General features: G+C 65.4%; 17 protein-coding genes. All 17 read right to left on the bottom strand.

The annotated features are described in order from the left end of the window. Positions 1 to 51: 51 nt before the first annotated feature. Entirely contained in the window at positions 52 to 1,005 is a 954-nt protein-coding gene (locus art_RS12365) for an ornithine cyclodeaminase family protein (RefSeq protein WP_038465309.1), read from the bottom strand. After that, the gene (locus art_RS12370) at positions 1,002 to 1,499 is read right to left on the bottom strand and encodes a DUF126 domain-containing protein (RefSeq protein ID WP_082000268.1); all 498 of its coding nucleotides are present in this window, start codon (positions 1,497 to 1,499) and stop codon (positions 1,002 to 1,004) included. Before art_RS12370 ends, art_RS12365 begins: the two co-directional genes overlap by 4 nt. Then, a complete protein-coding gene (locus tag art_RS12375) occupies positions 1,480 to 2,832 on the bottom strand; it encodes an aconitase X catalytic domain-containing protein (protein WP_253901346.1) in 1,353 nt (450 codons plus the stop codon). Before art_RS12375 ends, art_RS12370 begins: the two co-directional genes overlap by 20 nt. Next, positions 2,829 to 3,830, bottom strand: a complete 1,002-nt coding sequence (locus tag art_RS12380; protein ID WP_038465311.1) for a proline racemase family protein — start codon at positions 3,828 to 3,830, stop codon at positions 2,829 to 2,831. Before art_RS12380 ends, art_RS12375 begins: the two co-directional genes overlap by 4 nt. Positions 3,831 to 3,871: 41 nt before the next feature. Continuing rightward, entirely contained in the window at positions 3,872 to 4,777 is a 906-nt protein-coding gene (locus art_RS12385) for a dihydrodipicolinate synthase family protein (RefSeq protein ID WP_038465313.1), read from the bottom strand. 464 nt (positions 4,778 to 5,241) lie between these two features. Further along, positions 5,242 to 6,549, bottom strand: coding sequence for an alpha/beta fold hydrolase (locus art_RS12390; RefSeq protein ID WP_038465315.1), 1,308 nt, complete (start codon positions 6,547 to 6,549; stop codon positions 5,242 to 5,244). A gap of 58 nt (positions 6,550 to 6,607) precedes the next feature. After that, positions 6,608 to 7,660 (bottom strand): proline racemase family protein, encoded by a 1,053-nt coding sequence (locus art_RS12395; RefSeq protein ID WP_253901347.1) that lies wholly within the window; start codon positions 7,658 to 7,660, stop codon positions 6,608 to 6,610. Continuing rightward, entirely contained in the window at positions 7,650 to 8,354 is a 705-nt protein-coding gene (locus art_RS12400) for an ABC transporter ATP-binding protein (protein ID WP_367643783.1), read from the bottom strand. The genes art_RS12395 and art_RS12400 overlap by 11 nt, the downstream gene beginning before the upstream one ends. A gap of 5 nt (positions 8,355 to 8,359) precedes the next feature. After that, positions 8,360 to 9,145: an ABC transporter ATP-binding protein gene (locus art_RS12405; protein ID WP_038465319.1), complete on the bottom strand. Its 786-nt coding sequence runs from the start codon at positions 9,143 to 9,145 to the stop codon at positions 8,360 to 8,362. Then, positions 9,142 to 10,260, bottom strand: coding sequence for a branched-chain amino acid ABC transporter permease (locus art_RS12410; RefSeq protein WP_082000269.1), 1,119 nt, complete (start codon positions 10,258 to 10,260; stop codon positions 9,142 to 9,144). The genes art_RS12405 and art_RS12410 overlap by 4 nt, the downstream gene beginning before the upstream one ends. Further along, a complete protein-coding gene (locus art_RS12415) occupies positions 10,261 to 11,154 on the bottom strand; it encodes a branched-chain amino acid ABC transporter permease (protein ID WP_038465321.1) in 894 nt (297 codons plus the stop codon). It lies immediately after the preceding gene. Between the two features lie 99 nt (positions 11,155 to 11,253). Beyond that, on the bottom strand, positions 11,254 to 12,420 hold the full coding sequence (locus art_RS12420; protein WP_038465323.1) for a branched-chain amino acid ABC transporter substrate-binding protein: 1,167 nt from the start codon (positions 12,418 to 12,420) through the stop codon (positions 11,254 to 11,256). A 286-nt stretch (positions 12,421 to 12,706) separates the two neighbouring features. Then, positions 12,707 to 13,822: a glycerate kinase gene (locus art_RS12425; RefSeq protein WP_038465325.1), complete on the bottom strand. Its 1,116-nt coding sequence runs from the start codon at positions 13,820 to 13,822 to the stop codon at positions 12,707 to 12,709. Positions 13,823 to 13,858: 36 nt separating this feature from the next. Then, the gene (locus tag art_RS12430; RefSeq protein ID WP_052136397.1) at positions 13,859 to 14,644 is read right to left on the bottom strand and encodes a glycerophosphodiester phosphodiesterase; all 786 of its coding nucleotides are present in this window, start codon (positions 14,642 to 14,644) and stop codon (positions 13,859 to 13,861) included. A 26-nt stretch (positions 14,645 to 14,670) separates the two neighbouring features. After that, positions 14,671 to 15,480 carry an HAD-IIB family hydrolase gene (locus art_RS12435; RefSeq protein ID WP_038465327.1) on the bottom strand — a complete coding sequence of 270 codons (810 nt, stop codon included), beginning with the start codon at positions 15,478 to 15,480 and terminating at the stop codon, positions 14,671 to 14,673. Positions 15,481 to 15,536: 56 nt separating this feature from the next. Continuing rightward, the gene (locus tag art_RS12440) at positions 15,537 to 16,067 is read right to left on the bottom strand and encodes a YbhB/YbcL family Raf kinase inhibitor-like protein (RefSeq protein ID WP_038465329.1); all 531 of its coding nucleotides are present in this window, start codon (positions 16,065 to 16,067) and stop codon (positions 15,537 to 15,539) included. A 42-nt stretch (positions 16,068 to 16,109) separates the two neighbouring features. Then, on the bottom strand, positions 16,110 to 17,051 hold the full coding sequence (locus tag art_RS12445) for a carbohydrate kinase (RefSeq protein WP_038465330.1): 942 nt from the start codon (positions 17,049 to 17,051) through the stop codon (positions 16,110 to 16,112). Positions 17,052 to 17,118 lie beyond the last annotated feature (67 nt).

The following is a 17,118-nucleotide window of genomic DNA, read 5'->3' on the forward strand; positions in this document are numbered from 1 at the left end:
CATTCCCTCAAGGACCCCAGACGGGAAAATCACCCACTGTAATATGACATTTTAGTGTACGGCCGTCCCGGATTCACTCAATGCTTCAAAGGCACGCCCTGCCACCACGATGTCCTCCCACGCCATGCCAACACCGGTATACAACAGCGGCCTGCCGGCTGCGGGAGAAAAACGTCCGGACACCAGGTCGGACAGTGTGGCCAGGCCCCGCTGCTCCCATTCCGCGGAGGAACGGGCGGGAATCAGATCCCCCGCCTCGCGCAGCGCCGAGGCCCTGCCCTCAACCACCACGTCGGCGCGGCGGGCCAGGACGGGATCGATCTCCCGGGCGTCCAAGCCGTGCGAACCAATCGCGGCCACCACGGCGGTATTGCTGGGCAGGTTCCCGTCAAAGACCGGCACCTGTGAGGATGTGGCACAGATGATGGTGTCGGCCCCGGCAATGTCATCCATGGTCCCGGCACGGACCTCCATGCCCTGCCCGGCATACTTGTCCGCGAGCGCCTGGGCACCCTCGGGCCGCCGTCCCACGATCATCAGTGTTTCGATCCCGCACACGGCGGCGAGGGCCTCAATGTGCCGGTCGGCCTGCAAAGAGGTACCGAGCACCACCACGACCCCGGCCGAGTCCGCCCCGCGCAGCGCCAGTAGCGCCTTGATGGCCATGACGGTGACGGCGGGCGTGCGGATAAGCGTCAGCTCGGCCCCGTCCATGGTGGCCAGCGGCGCCAGGGTGCCCTTGTCCAGCAGCAGGTAGGTGCCCTGGATTTTCGGGTGCCCTTGGGCGGGGTTTCCTGGCGCCACGGTGGCCACCTTGATCCCGGCATACTTGGCCGATTGCGCAGGCATGAGCAAGAATTCCCCGGCATCCAGCGGCGCAAATATCCTGGGCGAATCCAGTTCCGGATCCAAGCCGCCGCGCAGCGCCTCCTCGAGGGCGGCCACGGCAATCTCGGGCTTGAGCAATTCCTGCAGGCGTGCAGCGTCAATGTAGGGCAGTGTCATGGTTGTCCTAACGTTTGGGGTTCGAGGAAGTCTTGGGGGTTCAAGGTACGTACGACGGCGGCACTCCCGCCGGGTGCGGCCGTCACCGACACGTGGGCCGGGCCTGCGCTGGCGCCCAGTGTATCGGCGTCGGCCTGGGTCAGCAGCACCACGGGGGTTTGGCGCCCGTACAGTTCCGCTGCCGCCAGCACGCCAAGGCAGACGATGGCGTCCCGGGCCGTGAGCAGGATGGCGGCCGGCCCCACACCTGCGCGGAGCTGCTCGGCCAGGACGGACGACGATGAACTGGAGCCGCGGGAAGCAGCCATCAACAGGACGGTCCCACCCAGCAAGGTGCCGCGCTGCGGATGATGGGTATCGATGATCATTCCGGTATTCCTGTCGGTGCCACCCCAGAAGGAGAGGGGTTCCGCCAATGCCAGCAGCGTGCCAGACCCGGCGCCGGCACACAGGGTGGTTCCGGTGAAGGATGTTTCAGGCCCATTGCTCGTCATGGCGGACCACCTTTCCGGCGAGGGCGGAGTCGACGCATTCGGCCAGGGTGGCGAAGATGATGTCCACACCAATGTTCATGGGCGCATACCAGGCCCACTTCCCTGACGGGGTCATGACGGCGCGTTCCTCCGGTCCCAAGATGGGTGTGATGTAGGTGCAGGTATCCACCACGATCCGGGCGCCGCGTTCCTCCGCAGCTTGGGCGTGGCCGGACTCGCGGGCTTGCGCGAGGACCTCGCGGGAGGTGTTGATCCAGACGGTGCAGCCCGGGCTGAAGAACGGCTTCCCCTGGAGCAGCCCGGCCAGCTGGTTGAATTCGGTGGTTGAAAAGTGCGGCGTTCCCAGGGCGATTGCATCCAGCGGGGCGGCGGGGTCCGCCGTCGTCAGTTCATCGCGCATGCACCGGACCATGGCGGGTGTGATGGCTTCCCAATCTGGGGCCCCAGGGTCCGCGTCGCCGCCTGTCCCAGTGCCGCCGGCGCCGCCTATGCCGGTCCCGCCGGAGGCTCCGTCACCGCCCCATCCGGCGGCGAGCGCCTCGGGGGTCACGCCGGCAATGTGGAACAGGGCCACGCCGCCGGAGGAGGCAGCCGTGGCCCCGAAGGCCTTGAGCTTGTCCTCATCCACCGCGCCGGGGTCGATCCCTGTCAGCAGCGGGATCCTCTCCCCCACCAGTCGCCCCACCACCCCGCCCAGGGCGGCCCACACGGCCTCGTGCCCCAGCATCGCCGTGGACAGTTGCGAACAGTCAAGCTCGACGGCGGGCAGCCGGTGTTCACTCAGGTGCAGCCCCGCATGGGGCACCCTCCCGGTGACGGCGGCGCAGATGTCCAGGAAGTCGCCGTAACGTTCGGTGCGGGCGCCGAGGACGGAGTTGGCGAAGACGATGGCGTTGGATTCGGCCCAGGCGATGTTCTCACCAAAGGCGGGCCGTTCGGTGGACTGATAGGGCGCGCACGTCCACGTGGCGCGGGCACCGAGGGTCCGGTAGGCGTCCATAAGTGCACGTGCCGGCACCGCCTCACTTGGCGGCAGGCGGACCAGGCCGGGGTGCAGCAGGTCAAGCGAGCTGGTGTTCAGTGTTGTGGGGACGGCGACCTTCGCACCAAGGTCGGCAAGTTTTTGGGCAAAGTCCAGCCCGGCCTGGCCGTGGTAGAGGCAGCTGTCGATGTGTGCGTTCGTGATGGGCATGAGCCTGTCGGCGCCCAGCACGCCCGCCACGGCCACTACGATGCGCATGGCCATGGCAGTTCCCGGGCCGTGGCCGCCGTCGAGCATGGCAGTTTCCTCGGGGGTGAGGAACAGCGCCGGCCCGCTCACAGCCCCGTTCACAGTAGGAATCCTGCCGGGAAGGGGTCGTCCGGGTCCAGGAGGTATTGGCCCATCCCCGTCACCCAGGCGCGGCCGGTGATGGTGGGGATGACGGCGGGGAGTCCGCCCACGGTGGTTTCGGCGATGAGCCGGCCAGTGAACCGGGTGCCGATGAAGGACTCGTTGATGAAGTCGGTGTCCAGGGCCAGTTCGCCGCGGGCGTGCAGCTGGGCCATGCGGGCGCTGGTTCCCGTGCCGCAGGGTGAGCGGTCAAACCAGCCCGGATAGATGGCCATGGCGTGGCGGGAATGGGCCGCGGTGGAGTCGGGCGCCTGGAGGTAGACGTGGTGGCAGCCGTGGATGTCCGCACGTTCCGGGTGCACGGGCGGGTTGTGCTCGTTGATGGCGGCCATGATGGCCAGCCCCGCGGCCAGCAGCCGGTCCTTGGCCGCGCGCTCAAAGGGCAGCTTAAGTTCGTCAAGTTCGACGACGGCATAAAAGTTTCCGCCGAACGCCATGTCGTACCGGACGCCTCCGTACCCGGGCACGTCCACCGACTGGTCCAGGGCCAGTGAGAAGGAGGGGACGTTGGTGATGGTGACCGCCTTCGCCGCCCCGTTTACCACGTGCACCTCCGCCACGACCAGTCCGGCCGGGGTGTCCAGCCGGATGGTGGTGACGGGTTCCTGGACCGGGACCATGCCGGTCTCCACCAGTACGGTGGCCACGCCGATGGTACCGTGACCGCACATGGGCAGCAGCCCCGAGACCTCGATGAACAGCACCCCGAAGTCGGCGTCCGCCCGGGTGGGCGGCTGCAGGATGGCTCCGCTCATGGAGGCATGCCCGCGGGGTTCAAACATGAGCAGGGTCCGGATGTCGTCCATGTTCTCGATGAACCACTGGCGGCGTTCTGCCATGGTGGCGCCGGGAATGGTGCCCACACCTCCGGTGATGACCCGGGTGGGCATCCCCTCGGTGTGGGAGTCAACGGCGTGAAACACCCTCTTGGAGCGCATTAACGGCTTCCTCCGTGCTGGGTTGCGGCTGGGGCGGGTGGCTACTTGTAGCCCTTGGCCAGGACGGCCTCGGTGTCGGCGGTGATGCGTGCCGTCAGGCCAGGGGAGAGCGGCAGGCGGGGCTGGCGGCAAGCACCGCCCTTGCGGCCCACCATGTCCATGGACAGCTTGATGGACTGCACAAATTCCACCTTGGAGTCCCACCGCAGCAAGGCATGCAAGTCGCGATAGATGGGTAGCGCCGTGGCGATGTCCTCCATGTTGCCGCTGGTGACGAGGTTGTACAGTTCCACCGTGCTTTGCGGGATGGCGTTGGGGTAGCCGGCGATCCAGCCGACCGCTCCTGCGATGCCCATTTCCAGCAGCACGTCGTCGGAGCCCACCAGCAGGTCCAGCTCCGGCGCCAGCTCGGCGATCTCGTAGGCCCGGCGCACATCGCCGGTGAACTCCTTCACGGCCACAATCAGGCCCTCGCCGTGCAGGCGTGCCAGCAGCGGCGGCGTGAGGTCAACCTTGGTGTCGAGGGGGTTGTTGTACGCCACGATCGGCAGGCCCGCCTTGGCCACTTCCCGGTAGTGGGCCATGACGGTGTCATCGTCGGCCCGGAACGTGTTCGGCGGCAGCGCCAGCACGGACGCGGCACCGGCGTCGCGTGCCTGCTCGGCCCAGCGCCGGGATTCCGCGGCACCATAGGCGGCGACGCCCGGCATGACGGTGAAGCCCTCCGGGGATGCGGCAACGGCCGTCTCCACCACCCTGGCCCGCTCCCCATCGGTCAGCGTCTGGTACTCGCCGAGGGAACCGTTGGGGCAGACGCCGTCGCAACCATTGGCCGCAAGCCAGGCCACATGCTCACCAAACGCGACATAGTCGACGCTGAGGTCATCATTGAAGGGAAGCGCCGTGGCAACGTGGATGCCCTGCCAGGGCTGGGTACGTGATGTCATGAAATTCTCCTTGCAGGTGGTCAGCCGCCATTTGTCCTTGGTTGCGCCGCCCGCGGGAGGGTGCTGGCAGCGCCGCCAACAATGGATTACAGGCCCAGCCTAACAGTACAATGTCACATTCCACTAGGGTTCGCGGGGACTAATTTTGCACCTGTTTCAGCGCCCTCCGGCCCGACTTCTTCCGGCTCTTCCCTGCGCGCCTTCCTCCGCCCCTCTCGCAGCGGTGGCTGGATCTTCCGGCGGGCGCCCCAACGGAAATGATGCTGGTCCCGCTTTCGGAGCCCGGGATACCAGGCTCAATAGGCGGGAGCGGGATCATTTTTCCAACCCAACAGCCGCGAGTGATCTCCATCCGGACCAAGTTCGCCGAGGTGTGAGATCACGCCCTGCGGGACAGGGCGTGATCTCACACCTCGGCGAAGGAGGGGCCGTGCCGGTTGCGGCTCCCGCAACCGGCACGTCACTCAGGTGGTGATTCCACCGCCCAGCCGGTCGATGGTTGAGCGCAGGTAGGCAAAGACCTTGTCGTCACCAATGCCGTCATGTTCAAACTCGTTCGTGACCCAGGCGTGGACGTTGCCCACGGCGGACGCCGTGGCCAGTTGCAGCCCGGCGTCCACGTACATGTCGTCAAAGTAGACGGCGGCGGCAACAGGGACCTCGTTCGCGGCGAGGCGGTCCAGGTCATACAGTTCGCTGAAGGTCTCGCGCCGCGCCAGCTCGTTGACGGCCCCGGCAAAGGGGCGCAGCAGGCGGATCTCCTCAAACATCCACGGGAACATCATCTCGCCCGTGAACATCAGGGGCCGTGCCGTCTCCGCAAATTCGGGGTGGTTGTCCCGTTCCCGCTGGGCCGCCCAGTTGGTGGGGCCGTTGCCGCCGTGGGAGTAGATGCTCTCCTGCAGGGCGGCGAACAGCGGGTTGTCGGCGAAGGAGGTGCGGGCCAGGACCTGGGCCAGGAAACCATCGCTGAGGGTGCCCGCTTCCGTGAAGGCCTCCTCCAGCAGCCAGTGCATGCGCTCGAAGCCGGGCTTCATGCCGTAGTCGATGCCGAGGGTCTGGAATCGGCGCACGGTGAGCCGGTCGCCGTCGGGCAGGCGGACGTCATGGTTGGCCAGGTGGTCCGCCACTGCGGCGGCCTGTTTCAGCTGGTGCGGGTAGCGGGCATAAAATTCATGGTTTTTCCCGGCCGTGCGCGGGAACGTGCGCCGGTACACCTCGGAGGCGTCCGGCCAGATGCTGGCCAGCCCGCCGGTGACATAGCAGGCCTCCAATGCCTCGGGCGCCCGGGACAGGTATGTCAGCGTCAGGAAGCCGCCATAGCTTTGCCCCATGGTTGACCAGCGGCGGCCGCCGAAGCGGGTCTTGCGGATGTGTTCGGCGTCGGACACTATCGAATCCGCGCGGAAGTGGGACAGATAGTCGGCACCGGCGGCAGCCCCCGCCGCACCCTCGCCGAAACGCGCCATGGTGGCGGCGTCGATGCGGGTGCTGCGGCCCGTGCCGCGCTGGTCCAGCAGGAGCACGCGGTGTGTTTTCAGTGCCTGCCCAATCCAGCCGGCGGGGCTGAGGGGGCGGGGGCCCTTTCCTCCGGGGCCGCCCTGCAGGAACACCATCACGGGCAGGTCCTCGTGGCGGCGGACGGGGTCCATGAGTTCGCGGGCAAACACGGTGATGGTCTCCGTGGCCGCAGGGTCGAACCAGTCCAGCGGGACGGTGGTGAAGAAGTCCGTGACGGCCATGCCGGGGATGATGTATTTAGTTTCGTTCATGACCCCATCCTCTCAATGAACCCGCCGCAACAGCCTGCAGCGCCAGCCTTGGTGTGCCTCAACGCAGCACGAAGCCCAGCCCCAGCGCATCCCTCGGGTCAAGGGTGAACAGGCAGTGCGCCACCAGGTGGGCGGTGCCGCGGACGCCGACCACCACCCCGGACGGCTCCCGGGCCGCCACGTGTGCCGAAAAGTGTGAATCGACAATGGAATAGTGGTCCAGCACCGCGCCGTCGGCCAGTTCGCCGGAGTCATCCAGTGAGGCCACCCGTGCCGCCGTGCCGGAGCCACAGGGTGAGCGGTCAACCTGCCCGTCGGCAAAAATGGTCACATTGCGCTGGGCCAGGTTCCCGCCGCCGCCCGCCGGCTCATGGAAGATGGTGCCGTAAATGCCGTCCAGCCGCGGCTCGCTGGGGTGCCTGGCGGCCGGATTCCCGGACAGTGTGGCCTTGATTTGCCGCCCGGCCTCGATCAGTTGGTTGAGGCACGACGGCGTGACCTCCAGTCCCGCGGCGCGTGCCGGCAGGGAGGCGTACAGCGCCCCGCCCCACAGCACATCCACCTCCAGCTTGCCAAAGTCCACCGTGTCCACCGTGATGGACCGGGCCATGACGGCGGAGGGGACGTTGAGGAAGGTGACGGCGTCCACGTGGCCGGCCACCATCGTCACCCGGGCCGTGACCCGCCCTGAGGGAACGTCGATGACCACGTCCGTGTCGCCGTCGTCCGCGGCAGTGACCAGACCACTTTCCACGGCCCACGCACCCAGGGCGATGGTGCCGTGGCCGCAGGCGGTGGAAAAGCCGTCCTTGTGCCAGAACAAAACACCCAGGTGGGCGCCGGAATCATTGGGCGGCACAATGAAGCCGCCGTACATGTCAGCATGGCCGCGCGGCTCGTTGACCAGCAGCTGCCGCAGAATATTGGCAGGGCCCGTCTGGGCGCTTTCACGCCGGTCAAGGACCGTGGCGCCGCTGATGTCGAAGGGTAGTTCCGGGACAATCCGGAACGGCTCCCCCGCCGTGTGGTAATCCACCGTGGCGACCCGCCACGTCGCGGCCTCTACCAAATGCTGTTCCCGCTGCTTGCTCTGTACCCGCTCAGGCGCCAAGGTATGCCTCAACAATCCGTGAATCGGCCAGCAGTTCCGGCCCTGTTCCTGTCATGGTGGTGACCCCGCTTTCAATGACATAGCCGCGGCTGGTGATCTTCAGGGCCGCACGCGCGTTTTGTTCCACCAGCAAAACCGTGGTGCCGTTGGCGTTGACGTCCTTGATGACCGCCATGACCTGGGCCACGATCAGCGGCGCCAGTCCCATGGATGGTTCATCCAGCATCAGCATTTTCGGCCCGGCGATGAGCGCCCGCCCGATGGCCAGCATTTGCTGCTCCCCCCCTGACAGCGTGCCGCCTTGTTGGTTGCGGCGTTCGGCCAGCAGCGGCAGCATCTCAAAAACTTCCTTCATCCGCTTGCTGACCGCACCCCTGTCCTTAACGAGGTAGCCGCCCAGTTGCAGGTTCTCCGTGACACTCAGGGTGGAGAAGATCCGCCGCCCCTCGGGAACATGAATAAGCCCGGCACCCACCACCTCCCACGGTTTCGCTTTCGTGATGTCGGTGCCGGCAAAGCTGATCTTGCCCGCGTGGGATTTCACGATGGCCGACGCCGTGGACAGTGTGGTGGTCTTCCCCGCCCCGTTGTTGCCCAGCAGCGAGACGATCTCGCCCTCCTCGACCCGGATGTTCATCCCGCGCAGTGCCTGGATCTTGCCGTAAAACACTTCCACGTTCTCAAATTCCAGCATGGACATCAGGACCCACCTTCTTCCGGTTCGTCTTCCTTGCCCAGATACGCCTCGATCACGGCCGGATTCTTCTTCACTTCCGCAGGGGTGCCGTCGGCAATTTCCTTGCCAAAGTTCATGACCACCACCCGCTCGCTCACCTCCATGACCACCCCCATGTCATGTTCAATAAGCACGACGGCGGCGCCCTCGTCCCGGATCTTGCGGCACAAGGCCAGCAGGTCTCGTTTCTCCGAGTGGTTCAGGCCGGCGCCGGGCTCATCCAGGAGTACCAGCTTGGCCTTGCGGGCCATGGCGCGGGCCATTTCCACCTGTCGCTGCTGGCCGTAGGCAAGGTTTCGCACGGGGATGCCGCGGCCTCCCTTGTAGCCCACAAAGTCCAGCCAGCGGTGGGCCTCGGACGTGTAAAACGCCTCACTTTTACGGTAGCGGGGCGTGTGGAACAAGGAGTCCAGGAAGTTCTGCCCGCCGTACAGGTGCATGCCTCCCCTGACGTTGTCCAGGACCGTCAGGTCGGGGAACAGGCGCAGGTTCTGGAAGGTGCGGGTCACCCCCGTTGCGGCGATCACGGCCGGGCGCTTGCCGGTGACGTCCTGCCCGTCCACGGTGACGGTGCCACTGACGGGCTTGTAGAAGCCGGTGATGCAGTTGAAGGCGCTGGTTTTGCCGGCGCCGTTGGGGCCGATGACGGAGACGATCTCGCCGGCGTCGGCCGTAAAACTGAGCCCGTTGACGGCCTTGACGCCGCCAAAGGCGATTTGCAGGTCCTTCACCTCAAGCAGCGGGCTCATCCGTCTTCTCCTGTCGCGGGACCGGCATTGCTCGCAGAACTGGCAGGGGCCATTTTCTTCCTGCGCGAACGTTTGCCGCCGTGGGCACCTGGTCCGGTGCCGCCGTCGTCTTTCCCCGGCCCATCCTTCTCGGGCTCATAGGCCCTGGCAGGCCAGAAGCCCTGGGGGCGCAGGACCATGACGGCCACCAGCACAACACCGAAGATCACGTAGCGCAGGTTGCCCATGTCGCGCAGGAATTCGGGCAGCAGCGAGATGACCACGGCACCGACCACCACGCCGCGGGTGTTGCCCATGCCGCCGAGCACTACGGCCATCAGGACCAGTGCGGACTGCAGGAACACGAAGGATTGCGGGGAGATGGCGGAGAGGTGCGAGGCGAACAGCATGCCGCCGATGCCTCCCCAGATGGCGCCGAAAATGTAGGCGGCCAGTTTGACCTTGTAGGTGTGGATGCCCATGGCCTCGGCGGCGTCCTCGTCCTCGCGGACAAAGCGCCAGGCCCGGCCCAGCCGCGACCTGCCCAGCCGGGCCGAGCCCAGGACCAGCAGTCCCACCACCACCACACAGAAGTAGTAGAACGGCACCGGGTTGGAGAGGTCCACGCCGAACAATTCCACCCCGGGGATGCCGTAGATGCCGGAGGGCCCTCCGGTGATCTCCAGGTTGTTGGCCGTCAGGCGGATGATCTCACCGAAGCCGAGCGTCACGATGGCCAGGTAGTCGCTGCGCAGCCGGAGCGTGGGGCCGCCGATGATGAGCCCGGCCAGGATGCACATGAGCACGACGGCCGGGATGGTGAACAGGATGGGCATTTCAAAGGCCTTGGACACGATGCCGGCCGTGTACGCCCCCACCGCCATGAAGGCGATGTAGCCCAGGTCCAGCAGGCCGCAGTAGCCCACCACAATGTTCAGGCCCGAGGCCAGCAAGACGAAGATCACGGCCGTGGTGGCGATGTTCATGGCGTAGTTGTTGGCAATCAGGAACGGGAAGATGACGGCGATCGCGAAGGCCGCCCAGCCGAGCTGCTTGCTTTCAAAGAGGCGTGAGACGCGGCTGGCGGGTTTGCCGATCCGGCGCGGGGCGGTGGAAGTGTCGACGTTCTCACTCATTTAGACACGCTCCGTCACACGTTCGCCCAACAGGCCGGTGGGTTTCAGGGTCAGGAAGGCGATCAGCACGGCGAAGGTGAACACGTCGCGCCACTGCCCACCCAGCCACTGGGAGCCGAAGGCCTCAAGCAACCCAAGCAGCAGCCCGCCCAACATGGCGCCCTTGATGTTGCCGATGCCGCCAATGACGGCGGCGGTGAACGCCTTCAGCCCGATGATGAACCCCATGAGGAAGTCGATCTTGCCGTAGTAGGCGCCTGCCATGACACCCGCGGCACCGGCGAGCGCCGAGCCGATGAAGAACGTCCAGGTGATGACCTTGTTGACGTTGATGCCCATGAGCAGCGAGCCCTTGGGGTCCAAGGCGATGGCCCGCATGGCGCGTCCCATGGACGTCCGCTGGATGTAGGAGTTCAGGCTGAGCATGAGGATCACGGCCACGAACATGAGGACGATTTGGGGTGCGGAGATGCGGGCGCCCAGGACGTCGAAGGTCTGGCCCTGGAGGCGGACGGGGAACACTCGCGGGTTGGGGCCGGCGATGGCACTGACACCGTATTCCAGCGTGAAGGAGGCACCCACCGCGGTGATCAGCACCGCCAGGCGCGGCGAATTCCGCAGCGGCCGGTAGGCGAGGCGTTCAATGCCCACGCCGATGCCGCCGGTGATGATCATGGTCAGCAGCAGCACCAGCAGCAGCGCGGTGATGGACATGGAGGCCGGGATGATGCCAAAGGAGCTCAGCGTGGCAAAGCCGATGAAGGCGCCCAGCATGTAAATGTCACCGTGGGCGAAGTTTAGAAGTTTGATGATGCCGTAGACCATTGAATAGCCCAGGGCGATAAGCGCGTAAAAAGAGCCTACAAAGAGGCCGTTCCAGATTAGCTGAGTCATGCTTGTCCTGCCTTGACATAAGAGCCGAACACGAAAGGGAAGGCCAACCGGCGGACACTGCTGCGCGAAGCACAGACATGGCCCGCCGGTTGTGAATGGTCAGCTCAGGTCGTCCTGGAGGGCGAACTTGCCGTCCTTGACCACCAGGATCTGGAAGCCTCCGTTGGTGAGCGTATGTTCCGGGGTGAACTTCAAGGGTCCGGAGAACAACTGGAATCCGTCGATGGCCTGCAGGGCGGCAATGACCTTGTCGCCGTCGGTGCTGCCGGCCTTGGTGATGGCCTCAGCCGCCACGCGGACTGCGTCGTAGGACTGTGTTGAGTACGGTCCGGGGGCGCTGCCGAACTTCTTGGTGTAGTCGGCGATCCAGGTTTCGGCTCCCTTGATGGTGTCGGGGGTCTGGGTCATGGTGGCGAAGACGCCTTCTGCATTGGCGGCGCCGGCGATCTTGATCAGTGAGGCGTCAACGCTGCCGTCAGCCACCATGATCTTGCCCGTGTAGCCGGCCGCCTTGAGCTGGTTAATGATCAGCCCGCCCTCTTGGTAGTAGCCGGTCCAGTACAGCATGTCGGGGTTGGCGCCCATGATGTCGTGAACCACGGAGGAGTAGTCGCTTTCACCTGCGGTGACGGAGGTGGACAGGGCAACCTTGACGTTGCCGTCGGTCTCCAGGTCCTTCTTGGTCTGGGTGGCGATGTCCTTGGAGTAGCTGGTGTTGTCATCGACCAGGGCGACCGTCTTCACGCCGTCTTTGACCATGAACTTCACCGCAGCAGCAGCCTGCTGGACGCCGGTGCCGTTGATCAGGAACACGTTGGGCAGTTTCTGGTTGACCAGGTCCTGGGAGTTGGCTGCCGGGATGATCATGGGGATGTTGGCTTTTTCGAAGATGGGCAGGGTTGGCAGGGTGGCGCCGGAACAGTATCCGCCCACGGACACCACGGCACCGTTGGAGACTGCCTTGTTGGCTGCGGCCGCGGCCTGGGTGGGATCACAGGCTTCGTCTTCCGGATCGAATTGCAGCTGCCGGCCGAGCACGCCACCCTTGGCGTTGATCTCGTCGATGGCCATCTGCATGCCGTTCTTCATGAACACGCCGGTGGGTGCGCTGGAGCCGGACAGCGGAATGACGGCGGCAATTTTGATGGGGCCGGAGTCGGCGGTCTTCTCGTCTCCGCCGCCAAGAATGCCTCCGCACGCCGTTGTGGCGAGAATGGTTGCGGCCACGGCGGCCATGGTGACGGTTTTGGGAATTCGAAGCTTCATTGTCTACATCTCCTTTGACGGACAACGTGAAGCAACCACGCGGATACTCCCCGCATGCCTGCCTGCTGTCGGGTACATCACACTTCGCTAGTCAGTAAAATATGACATGTTACGTGTTTTGATGTCAACAGTTTTACCGAACCGAGATGTAATTGAGCCCGACCTGGCACCGGCCCTGGACTGCCGGCGGCTAGCTATCGCCTGCCATCGGACTACCTGGCGCCGAACTCGCAATTGTTGCGCTCCTTTTCGTCCGGGAGGGCAACAACTGCAAGTTCGGCGCCGGCTAGATGCCGTTGAGCGCCTCGGATGTGGCGCGTGTGGTGTAGCGGGCAGCATCCGCCAGCGCGGCCTCCGGGGAGCCGGCCACGTCGGTGGCGCTCACCGCTGCCACCACGCCGTGTTGAGCCAACTGTTCCGGCGTCACGGTGATGCGCCCGGCAACCACGACGACGGGAAGCCCCCTTGCGTGCGCAGCGTCAGCCACGCCGAGCGGCCCCTTCCCGGACAGCGACTGCGCATCAAGGGATCCCTCCCCCGTGATCACGAGGTCGGCATCGGCCAGGTGGGTTTCCAAATCGATCAGGTCTGCCACCAGGTCAAAGCCACGCTCCACAACGGCGTTGGCGTAGGCCACAAAAGTCGAAGGGAATCCTCCGGCGGCACCGGTCCCCGGCAGGTCAATGTCAATGCCGGTGGCCTCCCGGACCACTGAGGCCAGGTTGCGCAGTCCGGCGTCGAGAAGTTCGACGGCGTCCGCGTCGGCTCCCTTTTGCGGCGCAAACACGTGGGCGGCGCCGTTGAGTCCGTAGAGCGGATTGTCCACATCCACGGCCATCCGCACCTTCACCCCAGCCAGCCGCGGGTCCAGGCCCGTGGCGTCAACAGCTGCGACATCGATGAGCGAGCCGCCGCCGAGCGGCACCAGGTTCCCGTGCGCATCCACGAGCTTAAGCCCCAGCGCGCGCAAGGCGCCAGTCCCGGCGTCGGTCATGGCGGAGCCGCCCAGGCCGATGATGATCTCGGCGGCACCGGCATCCAGTGCCGCGGCAATCAGCTGGCCGCAGCCGTAGGAGTGGGCGCGTAGCGAATTTTCCACGGTGGGTTCGCTCAGCAGGTAGCCGCTGGCCTGCGCGGTTTCGATGACAGCGACCTTGCTGTCTTCGCGGAAACCCCACACGGCACCCGCTGGTTTCAGGATCGGACCAATGACACTGGCAAAGCGCTCGTCAAACCCGGCGGCAACAGCAGCCTCCACCGTTCCTTCACCGCCGTCGGCAATGGGCAATGTTGTCACCACGGCGTCGGGGTAGACACGCAGGGCGCCTTCAGCCATGGCTGCGGCGGCTTCCTGGCCGGTCAGGGTCCCCTTGAACTTGTCGGGGGCTATCAGAATTCGCATGCCTCCATCCTGCCACCGCTTGGTGGCAGGATTGAATCATGACGCCCAGTAGCCCCGCTGGTGCATGACCTCGGCGAGCAGGTCCGCCCTATCCGTCATGACCCCGTCCACGCCCAGGTCAAAGAGTGCGTGCATCTGCACCGGCTCGTTGATCGTCCAGACATGCACTTTCAAACCCAGCTTGTGCGCCCTGCGCACAGTGGCCGGTGTGACGAGCTCCAGGCCCTTGAAGTGTGTGGGGACTTGCAGCACATCAACATCCCGCATCAAGTGGCGCAGCAGCCGCCTGGGAAGCCACGGGGAGAGCAGAAAGTACGCCACCAACAGCGACTTTCCGGGTGAGCTGGCCACAGGCCGACTCAGCCGCGCCAGCACCTGGCGGCGGCGTTTGTCAGAGAACGAGGCCACGCAGACACGTTCGTGCAGGCCGAATTTCTCGATGGCCTCGATCAGCGGCCCCACGGATCCGGCGTCCTTGACGTCAATATTGAAGCGTGCGGTTGGCAGCGCCGCAAGAAATTCATCAAGTGTGGCGATCGGCTCCTTGCCAGCAATCCGGGCCTGGCCAACCACAGAGTAGGGCAAGGCTGCAATAGTGCCGTTCGCATCAGTGGTGCGGTCCAGCGTTGCGTCGTGGAACACCATCGGCACACCGTCGGCGGTGGTGTTGATGTCGGTTTCCAGGTAGCTGTATCCCAGTTCAAGAGCCGACTTGAACGCGGTGAGGGAATTCTCCAGGCCGTCGCGGGAGTACCCCCTGTGGGCAATGGCCACGGGGTGCGCGGAATCCAGGTACGGCTTCGGGGATTTGTTCTGTGCCATGGTCGTTGGCCTCCGGGCGACGTTTCCTACGCCAGCCGAAGCGCAGCTAGGCGGGATTCGATGACGCGGGCAACGCCGTCGTCCTCGAAGCGGGGAGCCTGCAGCGCGGCCGCTGCGATGGCCTGCGGATGCCCGCTGGCCATGGCGTATCCGGCACCGGCCCAGCCAAGCATTTCAATGTCATTGGGCATGTCACCGAAGGCCACAACGTCGGCAGCGTCAAAGCCGCGGGCGGCGGCGTATTGGGCGAGTGTTACGGCCTTGTTGACCCCGAGCGGGCCCATCTCCAACAATGCCAGATCCGGCGCCGAGTGCGTGACGGCGAGGAGGGTGTTCAGGCTGGGGCTGACAAGGTCCAGGAATTCGTCGGCATTACCCGCGTGGAGGACTGCCAACATTTTTACGATGCCCCCGTCTGCCATGTCGGGGGTCAGCGCTGCGGGGACAATTCCAGCCCCAAAGGCCGAGGTGCGGTTGCCGTAGAAGCCGTCTTCAACATGCAGCCCCGTGAGGGACTCCAGCGCAAAGTAAGGCTTCGGGGCCAGCCCGGCGACGATGCTGCGGACCTGGTCCACGACGTCCCAGCTGAGCACGTGGGAATCAACGACCTTGTCGGCGGCCAAGTCATAAGTAACGGCGCCGTTGGAGCAAATGACGGTGCCGGTGTGCCCGATCTGTTCGCGGATGGGATCCAGCCAGCGCGGCGGACGGCCGGTCACAAAGACGATGTCAATGCCCGCTTCGGCGGCAGCCGCGAAGGCCTCCACCGTGCGGGTGCTGATCTTTCCGTCGTGGCCCAAAATGGTTCCGTCAATGTCACTGGCAATTAAACGCATACCCAAGGCTATCCAATTTCCCGCAAAGCCGGGCTTCTTGCCCCTGTGCTACGTCGCTACACCTCGAAAAGTCCTGTCAGCCGCGCCCGGGCCAGGGTGTGGAAGTGCAGGTTGAAGCCCAAGGTGGCCGGCGTTGCATCGGCACCCAGCCCCAGCGAGTCAACATCCACGGCGTGGACCACCACCATGTAGCGGTGCGGACCGTGCCCCTGCGGAGGTGCCGATCCCAGATAACCGGGGAACCCGCCGTCGTTCTTCAAGGTCAAAGCAGCAGCGGGCAGCAATGGCGAGCCAGCCGTCCCCGCACCCTCTGCCAGCGCCGTCACGTCCAGCGGCACATCAGCAACGGCCCAGTGCCAATAACCGCTGGCCGTGGGCGCATCGGGGTCAAACATGGTGACGGCAAAGCTGCGCGTGGCCTCCGGGAACCCGCTCCACGACAGCTGGGGTGAGAGATCCAGCCCGCCGGGATGGGCGTCGACGTGAACCTGCGCGGGCGCAAAAGTGGCCCCGTCCGTGAACGATTCGCTGCGCGCGTCAAAGTTCGGAACGGGCGTCAGGAAGGAGTAGGGATCGTAGTCAAACATGGCTGCCTCTCTCTGGTTGATATTGCGGGGTGGCGCTGCAAGTCAGCGCAGCTGCAGTTCGGTGCGGTTGGGCGGGTTGGCTCCGGCGCGCGAGACGGTGATGGCGGCGGCGCGGGCCGCGTAGGAGATGATCTCCGCCAGAGTTTCACGGCTCATGGCGCGCAACTCGGCACGGCGCTGGGCCCCGTCCAGCTCCCTGTCCACAAGGGTGGAGAGCAGCGCCGCCATGAAGGAATCACCGGCACCCACCGTGTCCACCACCTGCACCGGCGGCACGTCGCACGCAGCTTCTCCGGCGGCACACACGGCCCATGGCCCGTCGCCGCCCTGGGTCAGAACCACGACGGCGGGACCTTCCGCACCGCCCATGGCAAGCCACTTGCGCGCCGAAACCTTGGGGTCAACACCCGGGTACAACCATGCGAGGTCCTCGTCGGAGGCCTTGATGACGTCGGCCAGGACCACAAACTTTTCGGCTTGCTCCCGTGCGTAGTCCACATCGGTGATGATGGTGGGGCGGCAGTTCGGGTCATAGGCGATGGTGGCGTGCGGATGTGCGTCCATGACGGCGGAGCGCACGTGTGCCGCGCCCGGGGCCAGCATGGTGGCGATGGAACCCGTGTGCAGCAAGGTGGTGCCGGACAACATAAAATGCGGGGCTCCTTCGGCTCCGGCCAATTCCGGCAGCGACCAGTCCAGGGCGAACTCATACTCTGCCGCGCCGCTGGCATCCAGGACGGCACGGGCCACGGAGGTCGGCTGGGCATCCGGGGACAACGGCACCATCACATCGTTGGAGCGCAGGTGGCCGGCCACCATGTCTCCATACGCGTCCCGCCCAAACCTGCCCAGAAATTGCACGGGATGCCCCAAACGGGCCAGGCCAACGGCCACATTCATGGGGCTGCCGCCCACGTGCGGAACCGGCTCCTTGCCAGCCTGCACTACTTCGTCAATGAGGGCCTCGCCAATAACAGTCAACATGGCTCTAGCCTACGATGCTGCCGTGCCACCCCGGCTCTCATGAGCATCGACTTAGGCTGCAATTCGA

The sequence above is a fragment of the Arthrobacter sp. PAMC 25486 genome (genome assembly GCF_000785535.1).
GTDB lineage: Bacteria > Actinomycetota > Actinomycetes > Actinomycetales > Micrococcaceae > Specibacter.